General features: G+C 69.2%; 14 protein-coding genes. 4 read left to right on the top strand and 10 right to left on the bottom strand.

Going from position 1 to position 21,557, the window contains the following annotated elements:
• Window positions 1–72: 72 nt before the first annotated feature.
• From WJ12_RS31885 to osmF, 6 genes are all read right to left on the bottom strand, one after another.
• Window positions 73–759 (bottom strand): lytic transglycosylase domain-containing protein, encoded by a 687-nt coding sequence (locus tag WJ12_RS31885; RefSeq protein ID WP_034186033.1) that lies wholly within the window; start codon window positions 757–759, stop codon window positions 73–75.
• Window positions 760–916: 157 nt separating this feature from the next.
• A complete protein-coding gene (gene arr, locus WJ12_RS31880) occupies window positions 917–1,312 on the bottom strand; it encodes an NAD(+)--rifampin ADP-ribosyltransferase (protein ID WP_034186034.1) in 396 nt (131 codons plus the stop codon).
• Between the two features lie 32 nt (window positions 1,313–1,344).
• Window positions 1,345–2,112: an ABC transporter permease gene (locus tag WJ12_RS31875; RefSeq protein ID WP_034186035.1), complete on the bottom strand. Its 768-nt coding sequence runs from the start codon at window positions 2,110–2,112 to the stop codon at window positions 1,345–1,347.
• Window positions 2,109–3,047, bottom strand: a complete 939-nt coding sequence (locus WJ12_RS31870; RefSeq protein WP_059556932.1) for an ABC transporter ATP-binding protein — start codon at window positions 3,045–3,047, stop codon at window positions 2,109–2,111. The genes WJ12_RS31875 and WJ12_RS31870 overlap by 4 nt, the downstream gene beginning before the upstream one ends.
• Window positions 3,044–4,222, bottom strand: coding sequence for an ABC transporter permease (locus WJ12_RS31865; RefSeq protein WP_059556931.1), 1,179 nt, complete (start codon window positions 4,220–4,222; stop codon window positions 3,044–3,046). The genes WJ12_RS31870 and WJ12_RS31865 overlap by 4 nt, the downstream gene beginning before the upstream one ends.
• Window positions 4,219–5,142, bottom strand: coding sequence for a glycine betaine ABC transporter substrate-binding protein OsmF (osmF, locus tag WJ12_RS31860; protein ID WP_049036449.1), 924 nt, complete (start codon window positions 5,140–5,142; stop codon window positions 4,219–4,221). The genes WJ12_RS31865 and osmF overlap by 4 nt, the downstream gene beginning before the upstream one ends.
• Before the next feature lie 166 nt (window positions 5,143–5,308).
• Between osmF and WJ12_RS31855 the strand changes: the two genes are divergently transcribed.
• On the top strand, window positions 5,309–6,238 hold the full coding sequence (locus WJ12_RS31855) for a 2-hydroxyacid dehydrogenase (protein WP_034186039.1): 930 nt from the start codon (window positions 5,309–5,311) through the stop codon (window positions 6,236–6,238).
• Window positions 6,239–6,259: 21 nt separating this feature from the next.
• Here WJ12_RS31855 and WJ12_RS31850 read toward each other — a convergent pair whose 3' ends face one another.
• Window positions 6,260–6,628, bottom strand: coding sequence for an NUDIX domain-containing protein (locus tag WJ12_RS31850; protein ID WP_069246011.1), 369 nt, complete (start codon window positions 6,626–6,628; stop codon window positions 6,260–6,262).
• 131 nt (window positions 6,629–6,759) lie between these two features.
• Window positions 6,760–8,724, bottom strand: coding sequence for a Xaa-Pro dipeptidyl-peptidase (locus WJ12_RS31845; protein ID WP_069246010.1), 1,965 nt, complete (start codon window positions 8,722–8,724; stop codon window positions 6,760–6,762).
• 503 nt (window positions 8,725–9,227) lie between these two features.
• Between WJ12_RS31845 and WJ12_RS31840 the strand changes: the two genes are divergently transcribed.
• Complete coding sequence (locus WJ12_RS31840) at window positions 9,228–10,037, top strand: hypothetical protein (protein WP_069246009.1); 810 nt, start codon at window positions 9,228–9,230, stop codon at window positions 10,035–10,037.
• Between the two features lie 8 nt (window positions 10,038–10,045).
• On the opposite strand, the gene WJ12_RS31835 is transcribed toward WJ12_RS31840, so the two are convergent.
• Window positions 10,046–11,314, bottom strand: coding sequence for a lipoprotein-releasing ABC transporter permease subunit (locus tag WJ12_RS31835; protein WP_083262761.1), 1,269 nt, complete (start codon window positions 11,312–11,314; stop codon window positions 10,046–10,048).
• A 291-nt stretch (window positions 11,315–11,605) separates the two neighbouring features.
• Between WJ12_RS31835 and WJ12_RS31830 the strand changes: the two genes are divergently transcribed.
• Window positions 11,606–17,608 (top strand): alpha-2-macroglobulin, encoded by a 6,003-nt coding sequence (locus tag WJ12_RS31830; RefSeq protein ID WP_069246008.1) that lies wholly within the window; start codon window positions 11,606–11,608, stop codon window positions 17,606–17,608.
• A gap of 54 nt (window positions 17,609–17,662) precedes the next feature.
• Complete coding sequence (gene pbpC, locus WJ12_RS31825; RefSeq protein WP_083262760.1) at window positions 17,663–20,074, top strand: penicillin-binding protein 1C; 2,412 nt, start codon at window positions 17,663–17,665, stop codon at window positions 20,072–20,074.
• 21 nt (window positions 20,075–20,095) lie between these two features.
• Here pbpC and WJ12_RS31820 read toward each other — a convergent pair whose 3' ends face one another.
• Complete coding sequence (locus tag WJ12_RS31820) at window positions 20,096–21,502, bottom strand: methyl-accepting chemotaxis protein (RefSeq protein WP_069246007.1); 1,407 nt, start codon at window positions 21,500–21,502, stop codon at window positions 20,096–20,098.
• Window positions 21,503–21,557 lie beyond the last annotated feature (55 nt).

Raw genomic sequence — 21,557 nt, 5'->3', positions numbered from 1 at the left:
GAACAATCGATGGTTCGGCCTGTGAATCGCAATATGTCGGATCGTCGACGCGCGAACGCGGGTGCGCATTGCTTACTTCGCGTTGCGGTTCGCGGCGGGCGCAGGGCCGGACGGATCGCTGACCGGCACCATCTGCGCCTTCCCGTCGTTCGCGGTATTCGCGGCTTTCGCATCGTCATCGGGTTCGAGCACGAACCGGAACGAATCGACCCGTTGCATGACCTTCGCCGCATACGCGCTGGATCCGCCGCTGTAGCTCTTCAGCCCGGCCTGGACGTTGCCGCCGGCCGCTTTCACGTAGCCGGAGAGAATCCGGGAGCCGGCCTCGACGTTCGCATTCGGTTCGGTCAGGTCCTTCACGTTGCGCAGCATGCCGCGGTGCGCGGACGGCACGACCTGCATCAGCCCGGTCGCGCCGTGCTGGCCGCGCGCCTTTTCCTGGAAGCGCGATTCGATCGAGATGATGGCGTAAACGAGGGCGGGGGGCAGCGAATATTTCGTCGCGGTGACGCTCACGATATCGGCGAGCTTCGCGGCCTTTTCTCTTGCGACGCCGAATTTCTTCGTCAGGTAGGACGTGATGCGGCGGTTTGCTTCGTTCGGCTGATCGTTGGCGTTCGCGAGCGGCGCGGAGGCGACAGCCGGCGCCGATGCCAGCACGTCGGGCGCAGAGGCGGGCATAGCGGGCGTTTGCTCGGCCGATACCTGTTGCGCAATGCCGAGCGAGAGCACGATCAGCCAGAAAAACCGTCGTCGCATGGTCGAGTGCGGGGAAATGGGAGGCGCACAGTATATCGGCCAATCGCGCCAGACGGTCGAGCGCCGGCTCGAATGAAAGCGATGTGTAGGCTTGTGACGTTCGCAACGATCGACGCGGCGATCGTTGCGCGGACACGCATCGGAGTCCGGATGACCGCTAGTTGATGATCTCGCCGATGCCGGCTTCGATGCGGATTCTCAGCTGCTGAATGAACGCCGGATCGTACGGTTCCCAGTGATCGAGTTCGCCAACGATCTTCAAAGGCGATGTGCTTCGATACGAGCGCGTCGGATTGCCCGGGAATTTCTTGTCCGTGACGTTCGGGTCGTTTTCGAATGCCCCGGTGGGCTCGACGATATAGACCCGCGGCTTGCCGTCGCCTTTGGCCATTTCCGCGGCCAGGCCGGCGCCCTTGGGCAGGGCCGTGAAATAAACGTGATTCATCACGACGTCATCCCGATAATTCGATCTGAAGCCTGCCGTCAGCAAGTCGCCGATCCGCAAATCCGCTTTCGTGCCATGAAAAAACGGGCCGGTGTCCAGGACGCCCATGGCTTCTCCTTCGAAAAATGTTGCAGCGCCTTCTAGGCGCGCCGCGCGCTCGCCACTCGCGCAATCGACCCGATCGCATCGCTGACGAGCACCGCGAGCAGCCCGACGATCACGCCACCTTGCAGCACGAACGCGGTGTTCGACGTCTGCAGGCCCGCGATGATCACGTCGCCGAGCCCGCGCGCGGCGACCGTCGAGCCGATCGTCGCGGTGCCGAGATTGATCACGACCGCGAGCCGGATCCCGTTGACGATCACCGGAAACGCGAGTGGCAGTTCGACCGACACGAGTTGCTGCCAGCCGCTCATCCCCATCCCGCGCGCCGCGTCGACGACGTCGCGCGGCACGTCCTCGAGCCCTGCGATCGTGCTTTCGAAAATCGGCAGGAGCCCGTACAGCACGAGCGCGATCAGTACGGGCTTCAGGCCGAAGCCGACGGCCGGCACGGCCAGCGCGAGCACCGCGACCGGCGGGAAGGTCTGGCCGATATCGACGACGCTGCGCGCGACCGGCAGGAAATCCGCGCCGGCCGGCCGCGTGACCGCGATGCCGGCCGCGACCGCGACGATCGTGCCGATCAGGCTCGACAGCGCGACCGTGCCGAGATGCGCGAGCGTGAGATCGAGCAGGCTCGCACGATCGTAGATGACCGGCGCGCCGTTGTCCGCGAACGGCGCGAATACCCCCTGCAGCCACGCGGGGCGCAACAGCAGCACGAGCAGCAGCGCGAGCGCGGCCGCGCGGGCGACGTACGCGGGAAGCGCCGAACGCGTCGGCCGCACGCTGCCATGCGCCGTCATGCGGGCTTCCTCGCATGCGCGCGGATCGCATCGAGCGTGATGCGGCGCGCATTGCGCTCGCCGCCGTCGTCGACAGGCAGCGCGTCGACGCCGCGCCACAGCAGCTCGGACACCGCATCGCGCAGCGTGCGCGTCGCGGCGATCGGCTCGCCGTCGGCATGGCCGGGTTCGGCCACCGTATCGATCGGCGTCAGCGCGAGCAGGCGCAGCGGCCGGTCGACCCCCGCGACGAGCTGCTCGACGACACCGGCCGCCGGCTTGCCGAGAATCTCGGCCGGCGGCGCGACCTGCAGCAGCCTGCCGCCGTCCATCACCGCGATCGTATCGCCGAGCTTCAGCGCTTCCTCGATGTCGTGCGTGACGATCACGACCGTGATGCCGAGGCGGCGCTGCAGCGCGAACAGGTCGTCCTGCGCCTTGCCGCGAATGATCGGGTCGAGCGCGCCGAACGGTTCGTCCATCAGCAGCATCGCGGGCTCGGCCGCGAGCGCGCGCGCGACGCCGACGCGCTGTTGCTGGCCGCCCGACAGTTCGTGCGGCAGCTTGCCGGCGAATTCGGCCGGCGCGAGATGGAACAGGTCGAGCAGTTCGTTCACGCGCGCGTCGATGCGCCCGGGCGGCCAGCCGAGCAGGCGCGGCACGGTCGCGATGTTGCGCGCGACGCTCCAGTGCGGAAACAGCCCATGCCCCTGGATCGCGTAGCCGATGCCGCGCCGCAGTTGCTCGGGCGCGACGGTCGCCGTGTCGACGCCGTCGATGCGGATCGTGCCGGTGGTCGGCGCGATCAGCCGGTTGATCATGCGCAGGAGCGTCGACTTGCCGCTGCCCGACGCACCGACGAGCGCGGTGATCGTGCCGCGCTGCATCGTCAGCGACACGTCGTCGACGGCGATCACGTCGCCGAAGCGTTTGCCGACCCGTTCGATCTCGATCATCCTGCACGCCCCTTCGCGAGCGATGTCGCGGCTTCGAACACGACGGCGGCCGCCAGTGCGAGCGCGATCGTCGGGATCGCGCCGAGCAGCACGAGATCGGCGGCCGATTGCCCGATCCCCTGGAAGATGAAGGTGCCGAATCCGCCGCCGCCGATCAGCGCGGCCACCGCGGTCAGGCCGATGTTCTGCACGAGCACGATGCGCACGCCGCTCAGGATCACCGGCAGCGCGAGCACGAGATCGACGCGCAGCAGCCGCTGCGCGCGCGTCATGCCCATCGCGCGTGCCGCTTCGGTCACGTGCGGCGGCACCTGCCCGAGCCCGACCACGACGCTCGAGGCGATCGGCAGCAGCGAATAGAGGAACAGCGCGAGCACGGCCGGCGCGACGCCGATCCCGCGGATGCCGAGCGCGGCCGCGAGCGGCACGTGCGCGGCGAGCAGGCCGAGCGGCGCCATCATCAGCCCGTACATCGCGATGCTGGGGATCGTCTGCACGACGTTGAGCACGGGCATGGCGAGGGTCCGCACGGACGCGACGCGCGCGCATGCGATGCCCAGCGGCAGGCCCGCGACGAGCGCGGCGGCCACCGAGCCGCCCGCGAGCGATACGTGACGGATCGCCTCGCGCCAGAAATCGTCGCTGCGCACCGCGTATTCGCGCATCACCGAGAGGCCGTCCCACCAGCCGCAGGCGAGCGGCACCGAAATCGCCGCTATCGCGACGACGAGCGCGACGAGGCGCCGCCACGGGCCGAACGCGAGTCGTGCGAGCGCGTCGGCGACGAGCACGGCCCACGCGAACAGCAGCAGCCAGACGCCCGCGTCGGGCGACACGCGGGCCAGCATGTCGTCGGGCGCGACGACATGCCGCGCGGCCGCGCCGACCGCATACGCCAGCGTCGCGAGCCCCGCGCAGCCGGCCGCGAGCCGCCAGGCGGGGCGGCTCGCCGTCATCGCCCACAACGCGCCGGCGGTCCACAGCGCGGCGAGCGCGGCGCCCTGCATCGCGGGCAGCGCGGCGAACACCGACAGCCCGGTGCCGGCCGCGATCCGGTTCGGCCGCAGCACCGCGAACGACAGGCCGAACACGGCGACGATCGTCAGTACCCCGATCAGGATGCCGACCTTGTCGAGTGTCACGCGCCGCGCGGATGCGGCCGCGCGATCCGTCATTTAACGAAGCCCTTCGCTTTCAGGTAGCTTTTCGCGACGCCGGCGGCCGGCTCTCCGTTGATCTGGATGCGGGCATTCAGCGATTGCAGCGTCTTCAGGTCGAGGCTCGCGAACACGGGCTTCAGGTAGTCGGCGATCTGCGGATGCGCTTTCAGCACGGCTTCGCGGATCACGGGCGCCGGGGCGTAGACGGGCTGCACGTGCTTGTCGTCGTCGAGCACCGCGAGGCCGCTCGACGCGATGCCGCCGTCGGTGCCGTAGACCATCGCGGCATTCACGCCGTCGGTCTGGTTCGCGGCGGCCTTGATCGTCGCGGCCGTGTCGCCGCCGGACAGCACGACGAGCTGTTCGGGCTTCATCTTGAAGCCGTACGCCTTCTCGAACGACGGCAGCGCGGACGCGCTGTTCACGAATTCGGCCGATGCCGCGAGCTTCACCTTGCCGCCGCCGGCCACCCACTTGCCGAAATCGGAGAGGGTCTTCAGGTGCTGCGACTGCGCGACGGGGGCGAGCAGCGCGACGCCCCACGTGTTGTTCGCCGGCGCCGGCTCGAGCCACACGAGGTGGTTCGCCGCATAGTCGAGCTTCTTCGCGGTGTCGTAGCCTTGTGCGGCGTTCTTCCACACGGGGTCGTCGGCCTTGTTGAAGAAGAACGCGGCGTTGCCGGTGTATTCCGGGTAGATGTCGATCTCGCCGCTCGTGAGCGCCTTGCGCACGATCGGCGTCGTGCCGAGCGCGATCTTTTCGGTGACCGGAATGCCGTGGGCCTTCAGCACCTGCGCGACGAGATTGCCGAGCAGGTTGCCTTCGGTGTCGATCTTCGACGACACCACGACGGGCGTGTCGGCGTGCGCGCCGGGCGCGACGACGGCGGCGGCGAACACGAGGCCCAGGATCCGGGCGGGCAGGGCGAGCTTCATTGGGCCGATCTCCAGGACGGGGGCGTACGCCGAAAGTTACTTGACTGAGCCGGCTTTGGCAAACCGCGTGCGGCGGTGTGTCCACAGCCCGTGTGGGGATAACCCGCATCCGTCGCGTGCGCTTGTTACACTGAAATTCGTTCCCTGCCTGCGGACACTTGCCGACATGAAGCCCGAGTTGCTGGTCCTCATCGCATTGCGCGGCGACGCGCAGCGCAAGATCGCCGCGTCGTTCGACGTGCGCCATGCTCCGACGCCCGACGAACGCGCACGCGCGATCGCCGAACACGGCGGCACGATTCGCGCGGTGCTGACCAACGGCAGCACGGGGCTCACCGCCGCCGAGATCGACGGGCTGCCGCAACTGACGTTCGTCAGCGCGCTCGGCGCGGGCTACGAGCACATCGACGTCGCGCATGCGAAGGCGCGCGGCGTCACGGTCGTCACGGGCGCGGGCACCAACGACGATTGCGTCGCCGATCACGCGTTCGCGCTGCTGCTCGCGGCGGTGCGCAACGTCGTGCAGCTCGATGCGAAAACCCGCGCGGGCGTGTGGCGCGAGGGGTTGCCGATGCCGCCGAACGTGTCGGGCAGGAAGCTCGGCATCGTCGGGCTCGGCAAGATCGGCGAGAAGTGCGCGCGCCGTGCGGCCGGCTTCGACATCGAGATCGGTTATCACAACCGGTCCGAGAAGCCCGTTCCCTACCGCTATTTCGACCGGGTCGACGCGCTGGCGCAGTGGGCCGATTTCGTGATCGTCGCGACGCCCGGCGGCGCGGGCACGCGGCACCTGATCGACCGCACCGTGCTCGATGCGCTCGGGCCCGGCGGTTTTCTCGTCAACGTGTCGCGCGGCAGTGTTGTCGATACCGCTGCTTTGGCGGATGCGCTGCGCGAACGGCGCATCGCCGGCGCGGGGCTCGACGTGTACGAAGGCGAACCGGAGCCGCCGCGCGCGCTGACGGATCTCGACAACGTCGTGCTGACGCCGCACATGGGCGGCTGGTCGCCCGAGGCGCTCGATCGGTCGGTGCAGCAGTTTCTCGACAACGCGGCGCGGCATTTCGCGGGGCAGCCGGTGTTGACGCCGGTGTGAGTGCCGAAGGGCGGGCGCGAATCAGCCCGCCTGCCTGCGGAATGCCCAATAGAAATCCGGCAGGTTCGCCGGTTTGTCGGCATCGAGGTCGATCCAGCCGAACGGGTTGTGCTCGTCGCTCAGGACGATTTCATGACGATCGACCCGGCACTCGAAGCACACGATGAGCACGCGCTTGCCCGGCACGACCTCGCACGAGCGGCTCGCCACGTAGCGGATCGCCGAGGCGACGATCCCGCATTCCTCCCGCACTTCGCGCGTGACGGTTTCCTCGAGCGATTCGCCGGCTTCGGGCCAGCCGCCCGGCAACGCCCATTCGTCGCGTGGATTACGCAGGAGCAGGACCGAGCGGCCGTCACGGACGATCGCTTTCGCGCTGAGGGGGATCATGGGAGGGCACCGTTGGCGTTCGATTTTCGCAGCCTGGCGCAGGCGTGCCATTCCTGCAGCGAACCCCCGCCCGCGCCGACGGGCGCGCAGGCGGGGGCGGCCGTGCCGTCATGCCGGCAGCCGGCGTGCGACTACACGCCCGCCGACGTCGAAGCCAGCGGCACCGTCACCGACGTGCCGGCCGGATCGAGCGTCAGGCCCGTGCCGGGCGTCGGCCGCAGCGTCGCCTCGTAGTCGCTGGAGAGGACGACGAGCCCGAGCCGGTGGCCGGCTTCCAGCTTGTAGTCGCGCGGCATGAACGTCAGTTTCAGGTCGTACGGCAGGCCGGGCAGCACGGGTTCCGTCAGCCACTCGGACAGCCGGTTGCGCGGGTCGGTCCAGGCGCGCGTGACGATCGTGGCCGTGCCGTCCGGCGCGCGATCGACCAGCAGCGCCGTCACGTTGGCGACGCCGGTGAAGGTCAGCCTGACGCGTGCGGTCGCGGTGCCGGACAGGCGCGCCGCGGCCGTCAGCGGCGCGGTTTCGAAGCGGCTGCGGTTTTCGCCCGTCGGCGTGTTCGCCAGCGTGAGCGCCGGAATGCGCGCATCGTCGGTGAAGCGCGCGAGCGGGCCGCCGCTCGGCAGCCGCAGCAGCGTGCCGGTGCTTGCGCCGTCGCCGCCCGCGAAGTAAGTGACCGGCGTCGCACGGCGCGCGGCCCAGTCGGCTTCCTTCAGCAGCGTGCCGTCGGCCTGCTCGATCACCGCGCGCGGATCGCGCTCGACGCCGTTGCTGTAGCCGATCAGGTAGCGCGTGAACCACCGGTTCACCTCCGCGGTCCACGCTTCGCCCATCGCCGGCACGCGCGTCGGGTCGGTGTGCTTCAGGCGGTGCAGCCACAGCTGCGTCGGCACGCCCTGGCGCCGCATCGCGAGATACCACGACGTCGACTGGTCGACGCGCACGTTGTCGTCGGTGAGCCCCTGCGCGACGAGTGCCGGCGCGACCGCGAACCCCGTCGGGATGTCGCGCGCGGCCCAGAACGGCGAATAGTCGCCGGTCTTGCGGTCTTCCTGCTGCAACGCTTCGTCGATCAGGTGTGTGCAGCGTTCCGGATGCGCGTTCGTCAGCAGCGCCTTGATGTACACGTCGACGTCCTCGCCCTGATAGCCTTCCGGCGCGCGCACGAGCCCGCCCGAGCGGTAGTAGCCGTACATGTTCGTCAGCCCGGCGATCGGCACGATCGCGTCGAGCCCGCGTGTGCGCAGGCTCGCGACCATCTTCGGCAGCGTGCCGTCGTACGACACGCCGTACATGCCGACGTGGCCCGTCGACCAGTTCGCGACGACCGTCTTGCCGTTCGCGTCCTTCGCGGTCGCGTCGCGGCCGAGCCAGCGGATCACCGACGCCATCGCGACCGATTCGTCGCGCGTCAGGATCGTCGGGCAGCCGTCAGAGCCGGCGGTGCCGAGCGAATCCGCGTAGACGATCGTGAAGCCGCGCGGCACGAAGTAGCTCTCGATCCACGAGCGGCCGGCGGCGGCCGCTTCGACCTGCTGCAGCATCCGCGACTGCGGCGCGGCGGCCAGGATGCGCGTGGATGCCGATGCCGGTGCGCCGGCGTTCGCGGCCGGATGCGGCGTGCCGTCGAGTTCGACGTCGACGTCGTGGTCGGGGCTGTCGGCGAGCCCCGCGTAGTACGGGCTCGCGAGCACGATGACGGGCGTGCGTGCGCCGTTCGCGGTTTCGGACGGCCGCACGATGCGCACGTGGATGCGGTCGCGCGTGCCGTCGCCGTCGGAATCGACCGGCGTGTCGACCCACGCGTTTTCCTCGATCGTGCCGCCCGACAGCGACGGCTGCACCTGGCCGTTGCTGATCACCGGCTTGTAGCGTCCGTTGCTGGCCGGATTCGCGTACGGGACACCGGACGGCGACACGTGCGACGCCAGCGACTGCGCATCGGCCGCCGCTGCGGCGGCCCCCTCCTGTTGGCCTTGCGCGAGTGCGGATACCCCCGCCGCGCTGCCGCCGTCGTCGCCGCCGCACGCGGCGAGCGTCGCGGCTGCCACGAGCGCGGGTAGCCACGCGCGCCGGCATCCGGTTCGATGAATGTTCATTGGATCGACCTCGTCTCTTGTGATTGTCTGGAACCGACGCGGCTCGCGATACGCCCCCTGCGGCCTGGCCGGGTACTGCATCGGATGAAGCGGAACTGCACCATCAAAAGCGGCGGGCGACGCGCACCGGCGTCTCGCCCCGAACGGAGCGCGAATGGCGCGTCAGCGCGGCGGCGGCACGGAATGAATGCAGGAGTGCGAATCAAACGCAGGCATGACCGGGCTTCCTTCAGGTTTCGGATGAAACGGAACGGCGCGATGCGGTGACGCGGGAATGTTGCGAACGGCGGTGCGGCAATGGCAGGAAAGCGCGAAACGAGCCGGCACGGCGGGCCGGATTGCTTTCCGGAAGCTTGCGCAAAAGTTATCTCAGTGAAATGTCCGTGTCAAACTTTTTTAGCTTGAGTCAAACAAAGTTTGCATGTGTCGACGCGATACCGTCTCAACTTTCGTGGAATCCGTCCGTAAACCGTGAAAAACAGTCTGAAAGGAGAGAGAGGGCAATGACGATTTCGGTTACGGCTGCGGGCGGCCTGTCGCTCGCGCAGATGGCACAGGCGGCGCTCGACGGGCGCCAGGGCACGGATACGGCGGATTCCGGGAACCCGCCCGGCCAGCCGCTCACGGTCAGGGCGCTGGATCCTGAAGCGATGCAGGCGGCGCTGACCAAACAGTTGTCGATGGTCGGCGACCTGACGATGAAGCTGCGCGGCGTGACCGACCCGCTCGCGGCGAGCATGCAGGAGATCGTCGCGAAGCGGCCGGATCTGGCCGACGCATCGTTCGACTTCACGACCGACAACGGGCAGATCAAGGTCGACTCGACGAGCCTGCCGGAGAGCGACCGCGCGTGGATCGAGTCGACGCTGAACGCGAATGCCGGCCTCGTGGCCGCGGTGAACGCGTTTCACGACCAGGCGGTCGACCTCGCCGCGCAGGGCGCGGCCGTGCGCGGCGACACGTTCACCGACAGCGACCGCGCGGCGGCCGGCCGGAACGCCGATGCGCGTTTTCATTTCATGAGCCTGCTCAACGCGTCCGTCGCGCGCAACCAGCCGCTGACGTCCGGCCAGCGCCTCGTCGCGGAAGATGGCACGCCGCTGACGGTCGGGCAGTCGGCCGGCACCGCGCGCGGCACGCTCGCGTTGCTGAATACCGTGCGCCAGTTGTCGTCGGGCACCGCGATCCTGGTCGACCCGTCAGGCCACAAGACGGCCGGCATGCGCGCGGAACTCGTCGACGTCGGCCTCGACGTGCTCGCCGCCTACACGCCGGACGGCAGCCACAGCGTCGGCTTCCACGAGACCGCGTAACGCGCGGCCTATTCGTCGCGCAACGCCTCGGCCGGCCGTACCCGGGCGGCGCGCCAGCTCGGGTACAGCGTCGCGGCGCACGACATCAGGAAAGCGGCCGCGGCGACCTCGATCACGTCGATCGCCGACAGCTTCGACGGCAGCGAGCTGAGGAAGTACACGGACGGGGTGAGGAAGCGGATGCCGAGCACCTGCTCGATCGCCGGCAGCACCCACGGGATGCTCACCGCGATCGCGCAGCCGGACGCGACGCCCGCGAGCGTGCCGGCGAGGCCGATCGTCGTCCCCTGGATCGCGAAGATCTTCATGATCGAGCGCGGCGGCGCGCCGAGCGTGCGCAGGATCGCGATGTCGCCCTGTTTCTGCGTGACGGTCATCACGAGCGACGACACGAGATTGAACGCGGCGACCGCGACGATCAGCATCAGGATCAGCGACAGCATCCGTTTCTGCAGCCGTTCGGCTTCGAACCACGTGCGGTTCTGCCGCGTCCAGTCGCGGATGTACAGGTCGCCCGACAGCGTGCGCGACAGCGCGAGCGCGATCTCCGGCGCGCGCTGCAGGTCGTCGACGCGCAGCCGGACGCCGGTCGGCGCGGGCACGTTGAACAGCTTCCGCGCGTCGTGGATGTGGATGTACGCGAGCGCGCTGTCGTACTGGTAATGGCCGGACTCGAACGTGCCGACCACGTTGAACTGGCGGAACCGCGGCAGCGCCTCGCCGATGCGCGCGCCGTGGCCGGGCGCGAAGAACGTGATGCGGTCGCCGATCTTCACGTGCAGCGCATCGGCGAGCGCCGCGCCGAGCACGATGCCCATCTCGCCCGGCACGAGCGCGTCGAGGCGGCCGGTCTTCAGCTTGCGCGCGATTTCGGACACGCGCGGTTCGAGCACGGGGTCGATGCCGCGCAGCGCGACGCCCGTCACGCTGCCCGCGTTCGTCAGCAGCGCCTGCGCGTCGACATAGGGCGCGACCGCGCGCACGGCCGGGTTCCGCAGCGATTCGTGCGCGGTCAGCCGCCAGTCCGGCATCGAACCGGTCGGCGAGAAGATTTCCACGTGCGCGAGCACCGACAGCATCCGGTCGCGCACCTCGGTGCGAAAACCGTTCATCACCGACAGCACGACGATCAGCGCGGCGACGCCGAGCGCGATGCCGGCCATCGCGGCGCCGGCGATGAACGACACGAAGCCGTCGCCGGCCGAGCGCCGGCCGCCGCGCGCGTAGCGCAGCCCGATCTGCCATTCGAACGGGAGTTTCAAGCGGTTTCCTTTCATTTCGATTCGATCCTGCCGAGCCGCGCATTCTAGCGAACGCGGCGCGGCCGTGTGCCGAGGTCGGGGCGGAGAGCCGAAACCTGCCCGTCCGGCCGGTCGTCGGGCGGCGTTGCGCGCCGGCACACCGATATTTCCATCCTTTCGGGTCTGATCGATAATGGCGGCCAGCATCCGGTCGAACACAACATTCCAAGCATTACGGCGCAACCAGGGCCGCGCCGTCACAGACCGATAAATCTCGGGGAACGCCGCCGAAGCCGGCCGCACGTCCTTGAACAAGGAAATAACAACATGGATTTGCTGCGCTTCCTGCTGCTCCTGCCGATTCGCGTGGCGGGCTTCGTCTGGTGGCTGCTCGGCTGCGCGCTGCGGCCGCTGGTCGGCGACGTGTCGTGGACGGCGCCCGCGTGGATGGGCATCACCGCGGCGGCCGTGCGCCGCCGTCCGTGGCATGCCGGCGGCCTGGTGCTGCTCGCGGCCGCGCTCGGCTACGGCGGCTACTGGTTCAAGCATCGTCCGAAGCCGCCCGAGCCCGAAACCGTCGGCTTCACCGTGAAGGCGCCGGCGATCACGACCTACGAGGTCGACGACACCGACAAGCCGAAGATCACCGTGCATCCGCTCGAAGTGGCGTTCGCGCAGTCGGCCGCGCCGATCGAGCGGGTCGGCAAGCCGGCCGGCGACGGCATCGAGATGACGCCCGCGCTGAAGGGCGCGTGGGAGTGGGTCGACGACAAGACGCTGCGCTTCACGCCGGCGGCCGACTGGCCGGTCGGCGCGCACGTCGAGGTGCGTTTCGCGGTGCACCGCGTGTTCGCGCCGCAGGTGATCATGCGCGACGATCGTTTCGCGTTCGACCTGCCGGCGTTCGCCGCTACCTTCGGCAACAACGAGTTCTACCAGAACCCCGACAACCCGGCGGAGAAGCAGGCCCTGCTGCAGTTGCGCTTCAACTACCCGGTCGATCCGGCCGAGTTCGAGAAGCGCATCGGCCTCGTGCTGGTCGGCCGCGACGGCAAGAGCGCGTCGCCGCTGCGCTATACGGTCAACTACGACAAGATGAAGACGAGCGCGTGGGTCTACTCGCAGCCGCTCGAGATCCCGCGCGATCCGCTGTCGGTGCGGCTGGACGTCGACAAGGGCGTGAAGAGCGCGCGCGGCGGCAACGGCACGCCGGACGTGCTGCATGCGTCGGTCGGCGTGCCGGGGCTGTACAGCCTGTCGATCGGCAACGTCGCGCCGACCCTCGTCGACAACGAGCGCTACGAGCCCGAGCAGGTGCTCGTCGCCGAAACGTCCGACGGTGTGCGCAGCGCCGATCTCGCCGCGCGCGCGAAGGCGTGGGTGCTGCCGAAGCGCAAGCCGGGCGTCGAGCAGTCGGACGACGATCCGCCGTACGAATGGAACGTGGCCGACATCAGCGACGCGGTGCTGAAGCAGTCGAAGCCGCTGCCGCTCGAAGCGGTGCCGACCGAGAACGATTTCGCGACGCTGCAGAGCTTCAAGTACCACGCGACGCCGGGCGAGCGCGTCGTCGTGCGGGTCGAGGGCGACCTGAAGTCGGCCGGCGGCTACCTGCTCGGCAAGCCCGTGACGAGCGCGTTCACGGTGCCCGACTATCCGAAGCTGCTGCGTTTCATGGCGGACGGCTCGCTGCTGTCGATGAGCGGCAGCAAGCGGCTGTCGGTCGTGTCGCGCAACCTGCCGGGGATGAAGGTCGAGATCGGCCGCGTGCTGCCCGACCAGATCCAGCATCTCGTGAGCTTCAACAACGGCACGTACGCGCGGCCCGAGCTGTCCTATTCGTTCAGCGAGGATCACATCGTCGAGCGCTTCGTGCAGACGCGTGCGTTCCCGGCCGGCGAGCCCGGCAAGGCCCATTACGAAGGCATCGATCTCGGCCAGTACCTGAAGGGCGGCAAGCGCGGCGTGTTCCTGCTGCACCTGTCGAAGTTCGATCCGGCGGCCGCGAAGAAGCAGACCGACGACGCGAAGGATGACGATGCATCGTCCGCCGACGGCAGCCAGGATCAGTCCGACAACGCCGATGCGGGCGACAGCAGCGGCAACGGCAATGGCGACGATGGCGACAACGCACTCGGCGACACGCGCCTGATCGTCGTGACCGATCTCGGGATGCTGGTCAAGAAGGCGCTGGATGGCAGCCAGGACGTGTTCATCCAGTCGATCCGCACCGGCAAGCCGGTTGCGGGCGCAACCGTGTCGGTGCTCGCGGTCAACGGCCAGGCACTGTTCACGCAGACGACCAGCGCCGACGGCATCGTGCATTTTCCCGCGTTCAAGGGGCTCGACCGCGAGAAGCGTCCGCAGCTGTATGTCGTGAAGAAGGACACCGACCTGTCGTTCCTGCCGGTGGCCGGGCGCGACCGTCAGCTCGACTTCTCGCGCTTCGACGTCGACGGCGAGCGCAACGCGACGGGCCAGGGGCAGCTGTCGGCGTACCTGTTCTCGGATCGCGGCCTGTACCGGCCCGGCGATTCGTTCCACATCGGCCTGATCGTGCGCGCGGCCAGCTGGGCGCGCAGCCCGGCCGGCGTGCCGTTGCAGGCGGAAATCGTCGACCCGCGCGGGATCACCGTCGAGCGCAAGCCGGTGACCGTCGATGCGACGGGCTTCACCGAACTCGGCTACACGACCGCCGAAACGGCGCCGACCGGCACGTGGACGGTCAACCTGTATATCGTGAAGGACGGCCAGCCGGGTGCCGAGCCGATCGGCAGCACGACCGTCCAGGTGAAGGAGTTCCTGCCCGACCGGATGAAGGTCGACGCGAAGCTGTCGCGGCAGGTCGTCGAAGGGTGGGTGAAGCCGAAGGGGCTGAAGGGCATCGTCGATGCGCAGAACCTGTTCGGCACGCCGGCCGAGAAGCGCCGCGTCGCGGCGACGCTGACGCTGCGCCCCGTATGGCCGTCGTTCCGCAGCTGGCAGGGCTATCACTTCTTCGATGCGCGGCGCGCGAAGGAGGGCTACACGACGACGCTGCAGGACGGCACGACCGACGACAAGGGCCATGCCGAGTTCGACCTCGATCTCGACAAGTACGCGGACGCGACCTACCAGCTGTACTTCCAGGCGAAGGCATACGAAGCGGAGGGCGGGCGCAACGTCGCGGCGAACGCGCAGACGCTCGTGTCGAACAACGACTGGCTCGTCGGCTACAAGTCGGTCGACGATCTCGGCTACGTGAAGCGCGGCAGCCCGCGCTCGGTGCGGCTCGTCGCGATCGATCCGGGCGCGAAGGCGATCGACGTGAAGGACCTGCGTGCGCAGCTCGTCGAGGAGCGCTACGTGTCGGTGCTGACCAAGCAGGATTCCGGCGCATACAAATACGATTCGCGGCTGAAGGAAGTACCGGTGGACGAGAAGCCGCTGTCGATTCCGGCCGCGGGGCTCGACGTCGCGCTGCGTACCGACAAGCCGGGCAGCTACGCGCTCGTGATCCGCCGCGCGGACGGCACCGCGGTGAACCGGATCGAGTATTCGGTCACGGGCGCCGCGAACGTCACGCGCTCGCTCGACCGCAACGCCGAGCTGCAGGTGAGCCTCGCGAAGCACGACTTCAGGCCGGGCGAGCAGGTCGAGATCGCGATCCGCGCGCCTTATGCGGGCAGCGGGCTGATCACGATCGAGCGCGACAAGGTGTACGCGCATGCATGGTTCCATGCGGACACGACGAGCTCGATCCAGCACATCACGGTGCCGGCCGGTTTCGAAGGCAACGGCTACATCAACGTGCAGTACATCCGCGATCCGTCGTCGGACGAGATCTTCATGAGCCCGCTGAGCTACGGCGTCGTGCCGTTCTCGGTGAATCTCGACGCGCGCCGCAACGCGGTGAGCGTCGAGGCGCCGGCGCTGGTGAAGCCGGGCGATACCGTCAACTTCACCGTGCATTCGGCGAAGCCGGCAAAGGTCGTCGTGTTCGCGGTCGACGAAGGCATCCTGCAGGTCGCGCGCTACAAGCTCGGCGATCCGCTGAAGTTCTTCTTCCGCAAGCGGATGCTCGAAGTCGGCACGTCGCAGATCCTCGACCTGATCCTGCCGGACTTCGAGAAGCTGATGGCGATGGCCGCGCCCGGCGGCGACGCCGACGACGCGATCGGCCGGCAGCTGAACCCGTTCAAGCGCAAGCGCGACAAGCCGGTCGTCTACTGGTCGGGGATCGTCGACGTGAACGGCGACACGCGCCTGAGCTACACGGTGCCCGACTACTTCAACGGCAAGCTGCGCGTGATGGCCGTGTCGGTGTCGCCGGACTTGGTCGGCACGTTCGAAGGCGCGACGACGGTGCGCGGCGATTTCGTGCTGTCGCCGAACGTGCCGACGACGCTCGCGCCGGGCGACGAGGCCGATGTCAGCGTCGGCGTCGCGAACAACCTGACGGGCGTGGGCAACCAGCCGGTGCCGGTGGTGGTCACGCTGAAGACGGGCCCGCAGTTGCAGGTGATCGGTCCGGCGACGCAGAATGTCGCGCTCGCGCCGCAGCACGAAGGCGTCGCGATGTTCCGTGTGAAGGCGACCGATACGCTCGGTTCGGGCGCGCTGTCGTTCGGCGCGCGCTACGGCGCGAAGGGCGCGCAGCAGCGCGTCGACGTGTCGGTGCGGCCGGCCGCCGCGTTCCGCACGCAGCTCGACATCGCGCGCGTCGATCCGGGCAAGAAGGCGAGCGTGCCGAACCTGCGGTCGATGTACGACGCGTACGCGTCGCGCGACGCGAGCATCTCGACGGCGCCGCTCGTGCTGTCCGAGGGGCTGTCGTCGTATCTCGTGAACTTCGACCACGCCTGCAGCGAGCAGATGGTCAGCGCGGTCGTGCCGCGCGTGTTCGCGGCGAAGTGGCTGTCGGTGCGCGCGCTGACGAGCGCGATGCATGCGCCCGAAGCCGGTGCCGACGCGGCGAATGCGAGCGCGATCGCGCAGTTCCTCGGCGTGCTGCGCGGCCGGCAGAACGCGCAGGGCGGCTTCGGGCTGTGGAGCGCGACGCCCGACGCCGATCCGTTCGTGTCCGCGTATGCGATGCACGTGCTGCTCGATGCGCGCGATCGCGGCATCGCGGTGCCGAAGGACATGCTCGATGCCGGCAACGCCTATCTGCAGAAGCTCGCCGCGAACGACGCGCTCGGCTCGCTCGACCTGCTGCGGCAGCGCGCGTACGCGGTGTACCTGCTGACGCGCCAGGGCAACGTGACGACCAACAGCCTCGCGGCCGTGCAGAAACGGTTGCAGGAGGCGTACCCGAAGGACTGGAACAACGATCTCGCGGCCGCATGGCTCGCCGCGTCGTATCAGCTGCTGAAGCAGGACAAGGAAGCCGCCGCGCTGATCGCGGGCCCGCAGGCGTTGCTCGAACGCAAGCGCGCGTCGGACGGCGATTACGTGACGGGCTACTACATCGACCCGCTGACGCGCGACGCGAGCGTGCTGTACCTGCTCGCGAAGCACTTCCCCGAACGCGTGAGCAAGCTGTCGCCGCGCGCGATGGACAACCTCGCCGCGCCGCTCGTCGACAACCGCTACAACACGCTGTCGTCGGCGATGACGATTCTCGCGCTCGACGCATACGCGGCGTCGAACGCGGGCCAGCTCGACCGGCTCGCGATCGACGAGGTGCGCGCGGGTGCCGGCGCGAAGGACGTGTCGTCGATCCAGGCGGGCCTCGTGCGCTCGGGCACGTGGGCGGCCGGCGCGTCGCGCGTCGACTTCGTGAACGGCAGCACGCTGCCGGCGTGGTGGGTCGCGAGCCAGTCCGGCTACGACCGCGGCACGTCGACGAAGGCGATCAGGAACGGGCTGGAGATCGTGCGCGACTACACCGACACGAACGGCAAGCCGCTCGACAGGATCACGCTCGGCCAGGAGATCGACGTGCACCTGAAGATCCGCGCGACGGGTTCGGCGAACGTCGGCAACATCGCGATCGTCGACCTGCTGCCGGGCGGCTTCGATCCGGTGATCGCGCCGCCACCCGCGACGGACACGCAGGATGGCGACGGCAACGGCGGCGCGTCGGCGCCGGTGGCCGATGCGCCGTGGCGGTCGCCGATCGGCGTGACGGGGTCGACGTGGCAGCCGCAGTTCGCGGATGTGCGCGAGGATCGCGTGGTGATCTACGGCACCGCGACGACCGACGTGCGCGAATTCGTCTACCGCATCAAGGCGAGCAACGCGGGCCGCTTCGTCGCGCCGCCCGCGTACGGCGAGTCGATGTACGACCGCCGGGTGCAGGCGCAGGCGCCGGGCGGCACGGCGCTGACGGTGGAGCGCGCGCGATGACGAGGCGGATGCCGCGGCGTTGCGCGCCACGTCGAAAGCGGGGAGTGCTCGCGCGTGGCTGAAGCATCCGTGCGTCGGCGCGCGCTGCACGGCGCCGGCCGCTGGCTGCACCGCTGGCAGAACTGGCTCGTGGGCGTGCTGCTCGTGGTCGGCGCGCTGGTTGCGTGCCGGCTGTGGCCGCATCCGCCGCTGCGCGACTGGAAGCCGTCGTCGGTCGCGGTGACGGACGCGCAGGGCCGGTTGCTGCGCCTGACGCTCGCGAAGGACGAGCGCTACCGGCTATGGGTGCCGCTCGACCGGATGTCGCCGCAGCTCGTCGAAGCCGTGATGCTGCACGAGGACCGCTGGTTCTGGTGGCATCCGGGTTTCAACCCGTACGGGCTCGCGCGCGGCGCGTGGATCACGTACGTGCGCGGCGGCAATCCGCAGGGCGGGTCGACGCTGACGATGCAGCTCGCACGCTCGCTGTGGAAGCTGAACACGCGCACGCCGGCCGGCAAGCTCGCGCAGGTCGCGCGTGCGCTGCAGCTCGAGCTGTTCTATTCGAAGCGGCAGATCCTCGAAGCCTATCTGAACGACGCGCCGTACGGGCGCAACGTCGAAGGCGCGGGTACCGCGAGCGTCGTCTATTTCGACCGGATGCCTGATGCGCTGACGTTGCCCGAAGCGCTCGCGCTCGCGGTGATTCCGCAGGACCCGGCGCGGCGCGTGCGCGGCGGGCAGGACGAGATCAACCGCGCGCTGGCCGCGTCGCGCAACCGGCTGTTTGCGCGCTGGCTGACGACGCATCCCGGCGATGCAGCGCTGAAGCCGCTGTTCGCGTTGCCGCTCGCGATGCGGCCGCTGTCCGCGCTGCCGTTCGACGCGCCGCATGCGGTCGACCAGGCGCTCGCCGCGCGCGGCGCGTGGCGCACGACGTCGGGCGGTGCGGCGGACGACAGCGAGGCCGGCGCGCGGCTCGTGACGACGCTCGATCTCGACCTGCAGCGCACGCTCGAACGACAGGTTGCACGCTATGTCGCGCGCAACGACACGCGCGGCGTGCGCAACGCGGCGGCGATCCTCGTCGATACGCGCGACATGGGCGTGAAGGCGCTGGTCGGCTCCGCGAACTTCTTCGATCGCACGATCGACGGGCAGGTGAACGGCACGCTCGCGCGGCGCTCGCCGGGCTCGACGCTCAAGCCGTTCATCTATGCGCTCGGCTTCGACCAGGGCGTGCTGCATCCGCAGACGGTGCTGCGCGACGTGCCGACGTCGTTCGGCCCGTACGCGCCGGAGAATTTCGACGGCCATTTCCTCGGGCCGATCACCGCGACCGACGCACTGAACCGCAGCCGCAACGTGCCGGCCGTATGGGTCGCGTCGCAGCTCAAGTCGCCGGATCTGTACCGGTTCCTGCAGGAAGCCGGCGTGCGCCGCCTCGCGAGCGCGCAGCACTACGGGCTCGCGCTCGTGCTCGGCGGCGGCGAAGTGACGATGCAGGATCTCGCGGCGCTGTACGCGATGCTCGCGAATCGCGGCGAGTTCCGGCCGCTGCGATTGCGCGCGGACGAGCCGGCGCGGCCCGCCCGGCGCCTGCTGAGCGCCGACGCGAGCTACATGACGATGGACATGCTGCGCCAGCACCTGCGCCCCGACGAGACGAGCGGCGCGCAGCCGTCGAGCGTGCCCGTGTACTGGAAGACCGGCACGTCATGGTCGTTCCGCGATGCGTGGACGGCCGGCGTGTTCGGCCCGTACGTGCTGGTCGTGTGGGTCGGCAATTTCGACAATTCGGCCAATACGGCCTTCGTCGGTGTCGATGCGGCCGCGCCGCTGTTCTTCCAGGTCGTCGATGCGATGAACGCCGAGCGCCCGCTCGCCGAGCCGCCGCGCGCGATGCCGCCGCGGCTGAAGCGCGTGCGGATCTGTCTCGCGAGCGGCGATCTGCCGAACGAATGGTGTCCGCAACAGGGCTGGACGTGGTTCATTCCGGGCACGTCGCCGATTCGCGTGAGCAACGTGCACCGGCCCGTCGTGATCGACGATGCGACGGGGAAGGCCGCGTGTCCGCCGTACGACGGCAAGCGCACGCATACGGAGATCTTCGAGTTCTGGCCGTCGGACCTGCAGCAGGTGTTCGCGCAGGCGGGTATTCCACGCAGGCGGCCGCCGCAGAATGCGGACTGCCGCGATGCGGGGCAGGTGGAGGGCGACCCGCCGCGGATCACGTCGCCGCTGCGCGGCAGTACGTATGCGATGCGGGTGACGCGCACCGGGGAGACGCGCATCGCGTTCAACGCGACGGCCGATGCGAGCGCGCATGCGTTGTACTGGTTCGTCAACGATGCGTATGTCGGCCGCAGTACGCCGGGCGACGCGCTGTTCTGGCAGCCGGGGACGGCCGGCAGCTATACGGTGCGGGTGGTCGACGATCACGGGCGCAGCGATCAGCGGCCGCTGGGAGTAGGGCTGGAGCAATAGGCGCGGCCCGCACGCCCCGGTTCAGACGCTGTAGCCGATTCGCAGGACGCCCCACGGCCGTGCGCCGACGACGATCGGCGCGGAGACGTCCTTCATCAGCGCGAACTGGCCGTTGCCCATGTCGCGGCGATAGGTCTGCAGCAGGAAAGGCTTGTCATGCGACACCGACATGCGCGCCGTCCGGTCCGTGTAGATCCGGCGGTTCCGGCAATTCGCGGCGTTCCAGGCGGCGTCCGCGCGCTGCGGCAGCGAGAACTTCCGGTTGTGGGTCGGCAGGTAGCACTGCCGGTCGAAGCTCGCGCAGTAGACGATGCGTTCGTCGAGGGCGAGGACCGGCTCCTGGACGGCCGGCAGCACGCGATCCGTGAATGCCGTGAAGCGCGTCATGAACTGTTGCGGGTCGGTGCCCGGAATCGGTTCGTAGTGCGTGTCGAACAGCGCGTCGAGTGCGATATCGCCGCGGCTTACCGCTTCCTCGAAGAGTTTGCCGATCGCGGCGGCCGTGCTCCGCGCGGTGTCGATCAGGCGCGTGTCGGGCGATTCGATGCCGGTCGCGGCGGTGAGCTCGATGAGCGTCTCGGAAACGGAGAGCAGATTGCCGAGCCGGTCCTTGGCCTGCGAGAAATTGTCGGCCGAGTTCTCGACGCCGGACGCCATCTCGCCTACCTGCTCGTCGAGTCGGTGGCACTGCGCCTCGATCTCGTCCGTCAGCGACGCGATCTGTTCGGCCCCGCCGGCAAGCTCGGTGATCGCGTGCCCGGTCGCGTGCACGACCTCGCCGATCGTGCGCGTGCCCTCGCGCACGCGATGCGCGCGCGCGGCGTTGTCGGTGCCTTCCGCGAGCAGGCGCTCGGTCTGCTCGGCGAGCCGCGCGAGGGTCGTCTCGATCTGAGCCGTCGCCTGCCCGGTTTTCGCGGACAGGTTCTTGACCTCGGCCGCGACGACCGCGAAGCTGCGGCCCGACTCGCCGGCCCGCGCGGCCTCGATCGCGGCGTTCAGCGCGAGCAGGTGGGTCTGGCGCGCGATGACGGAGATTTCCTCGGACACGGCCCGCACGTGATCGAGCGCGTCACGCAGCGCGCCCATCTGGTCGCCGATCGTGGTGACGCCCTCGACGAGGCCGTGAATGTCCGCGAGCGATGCCTCGATCGTCTGCTGCGACTGCCGGACCGCATTCGACGCATTGGCGCTGACGTCGCGCACCTGCTGCGCGGCCTCGGCGATCCGGTGGTTGCCGCGCAGCGTGAGGGCGGCCGATTCGCGCAGCGTATGGCATACCTCGGCCTGCCGGGCGACGCGGGCCGCGACTTCCTCGACGTGGCCCGATACGTCGCAGATCTCGATGCCGAGCCTGCCGGCCTGTTCGGCGATGTCGCCGACGAGCGCGCTCGTCGAACGGCGGCCGCGGCCGATTCCGAAGAAGTTCACGTGGGTGGGTCTCCTTGAAAGACGCGCGCCGGGTTCCCGGCGGAGGTTGGGCGTG

The sequence above is a fragment of the Burkholderia seminalis genome (assembly GCF_001718535.1).
GTDB lineage: Bacteria > Pseudomonadota > Gammaproteobacteria > Burkholderiales > Burkholderiaceae > Burkholderia > Burkholderia seminalis.
Note: the sequence above shows the minus strand (reverse complement) of the source record. Positions and strands in the feature narration are given on the sequence as shown.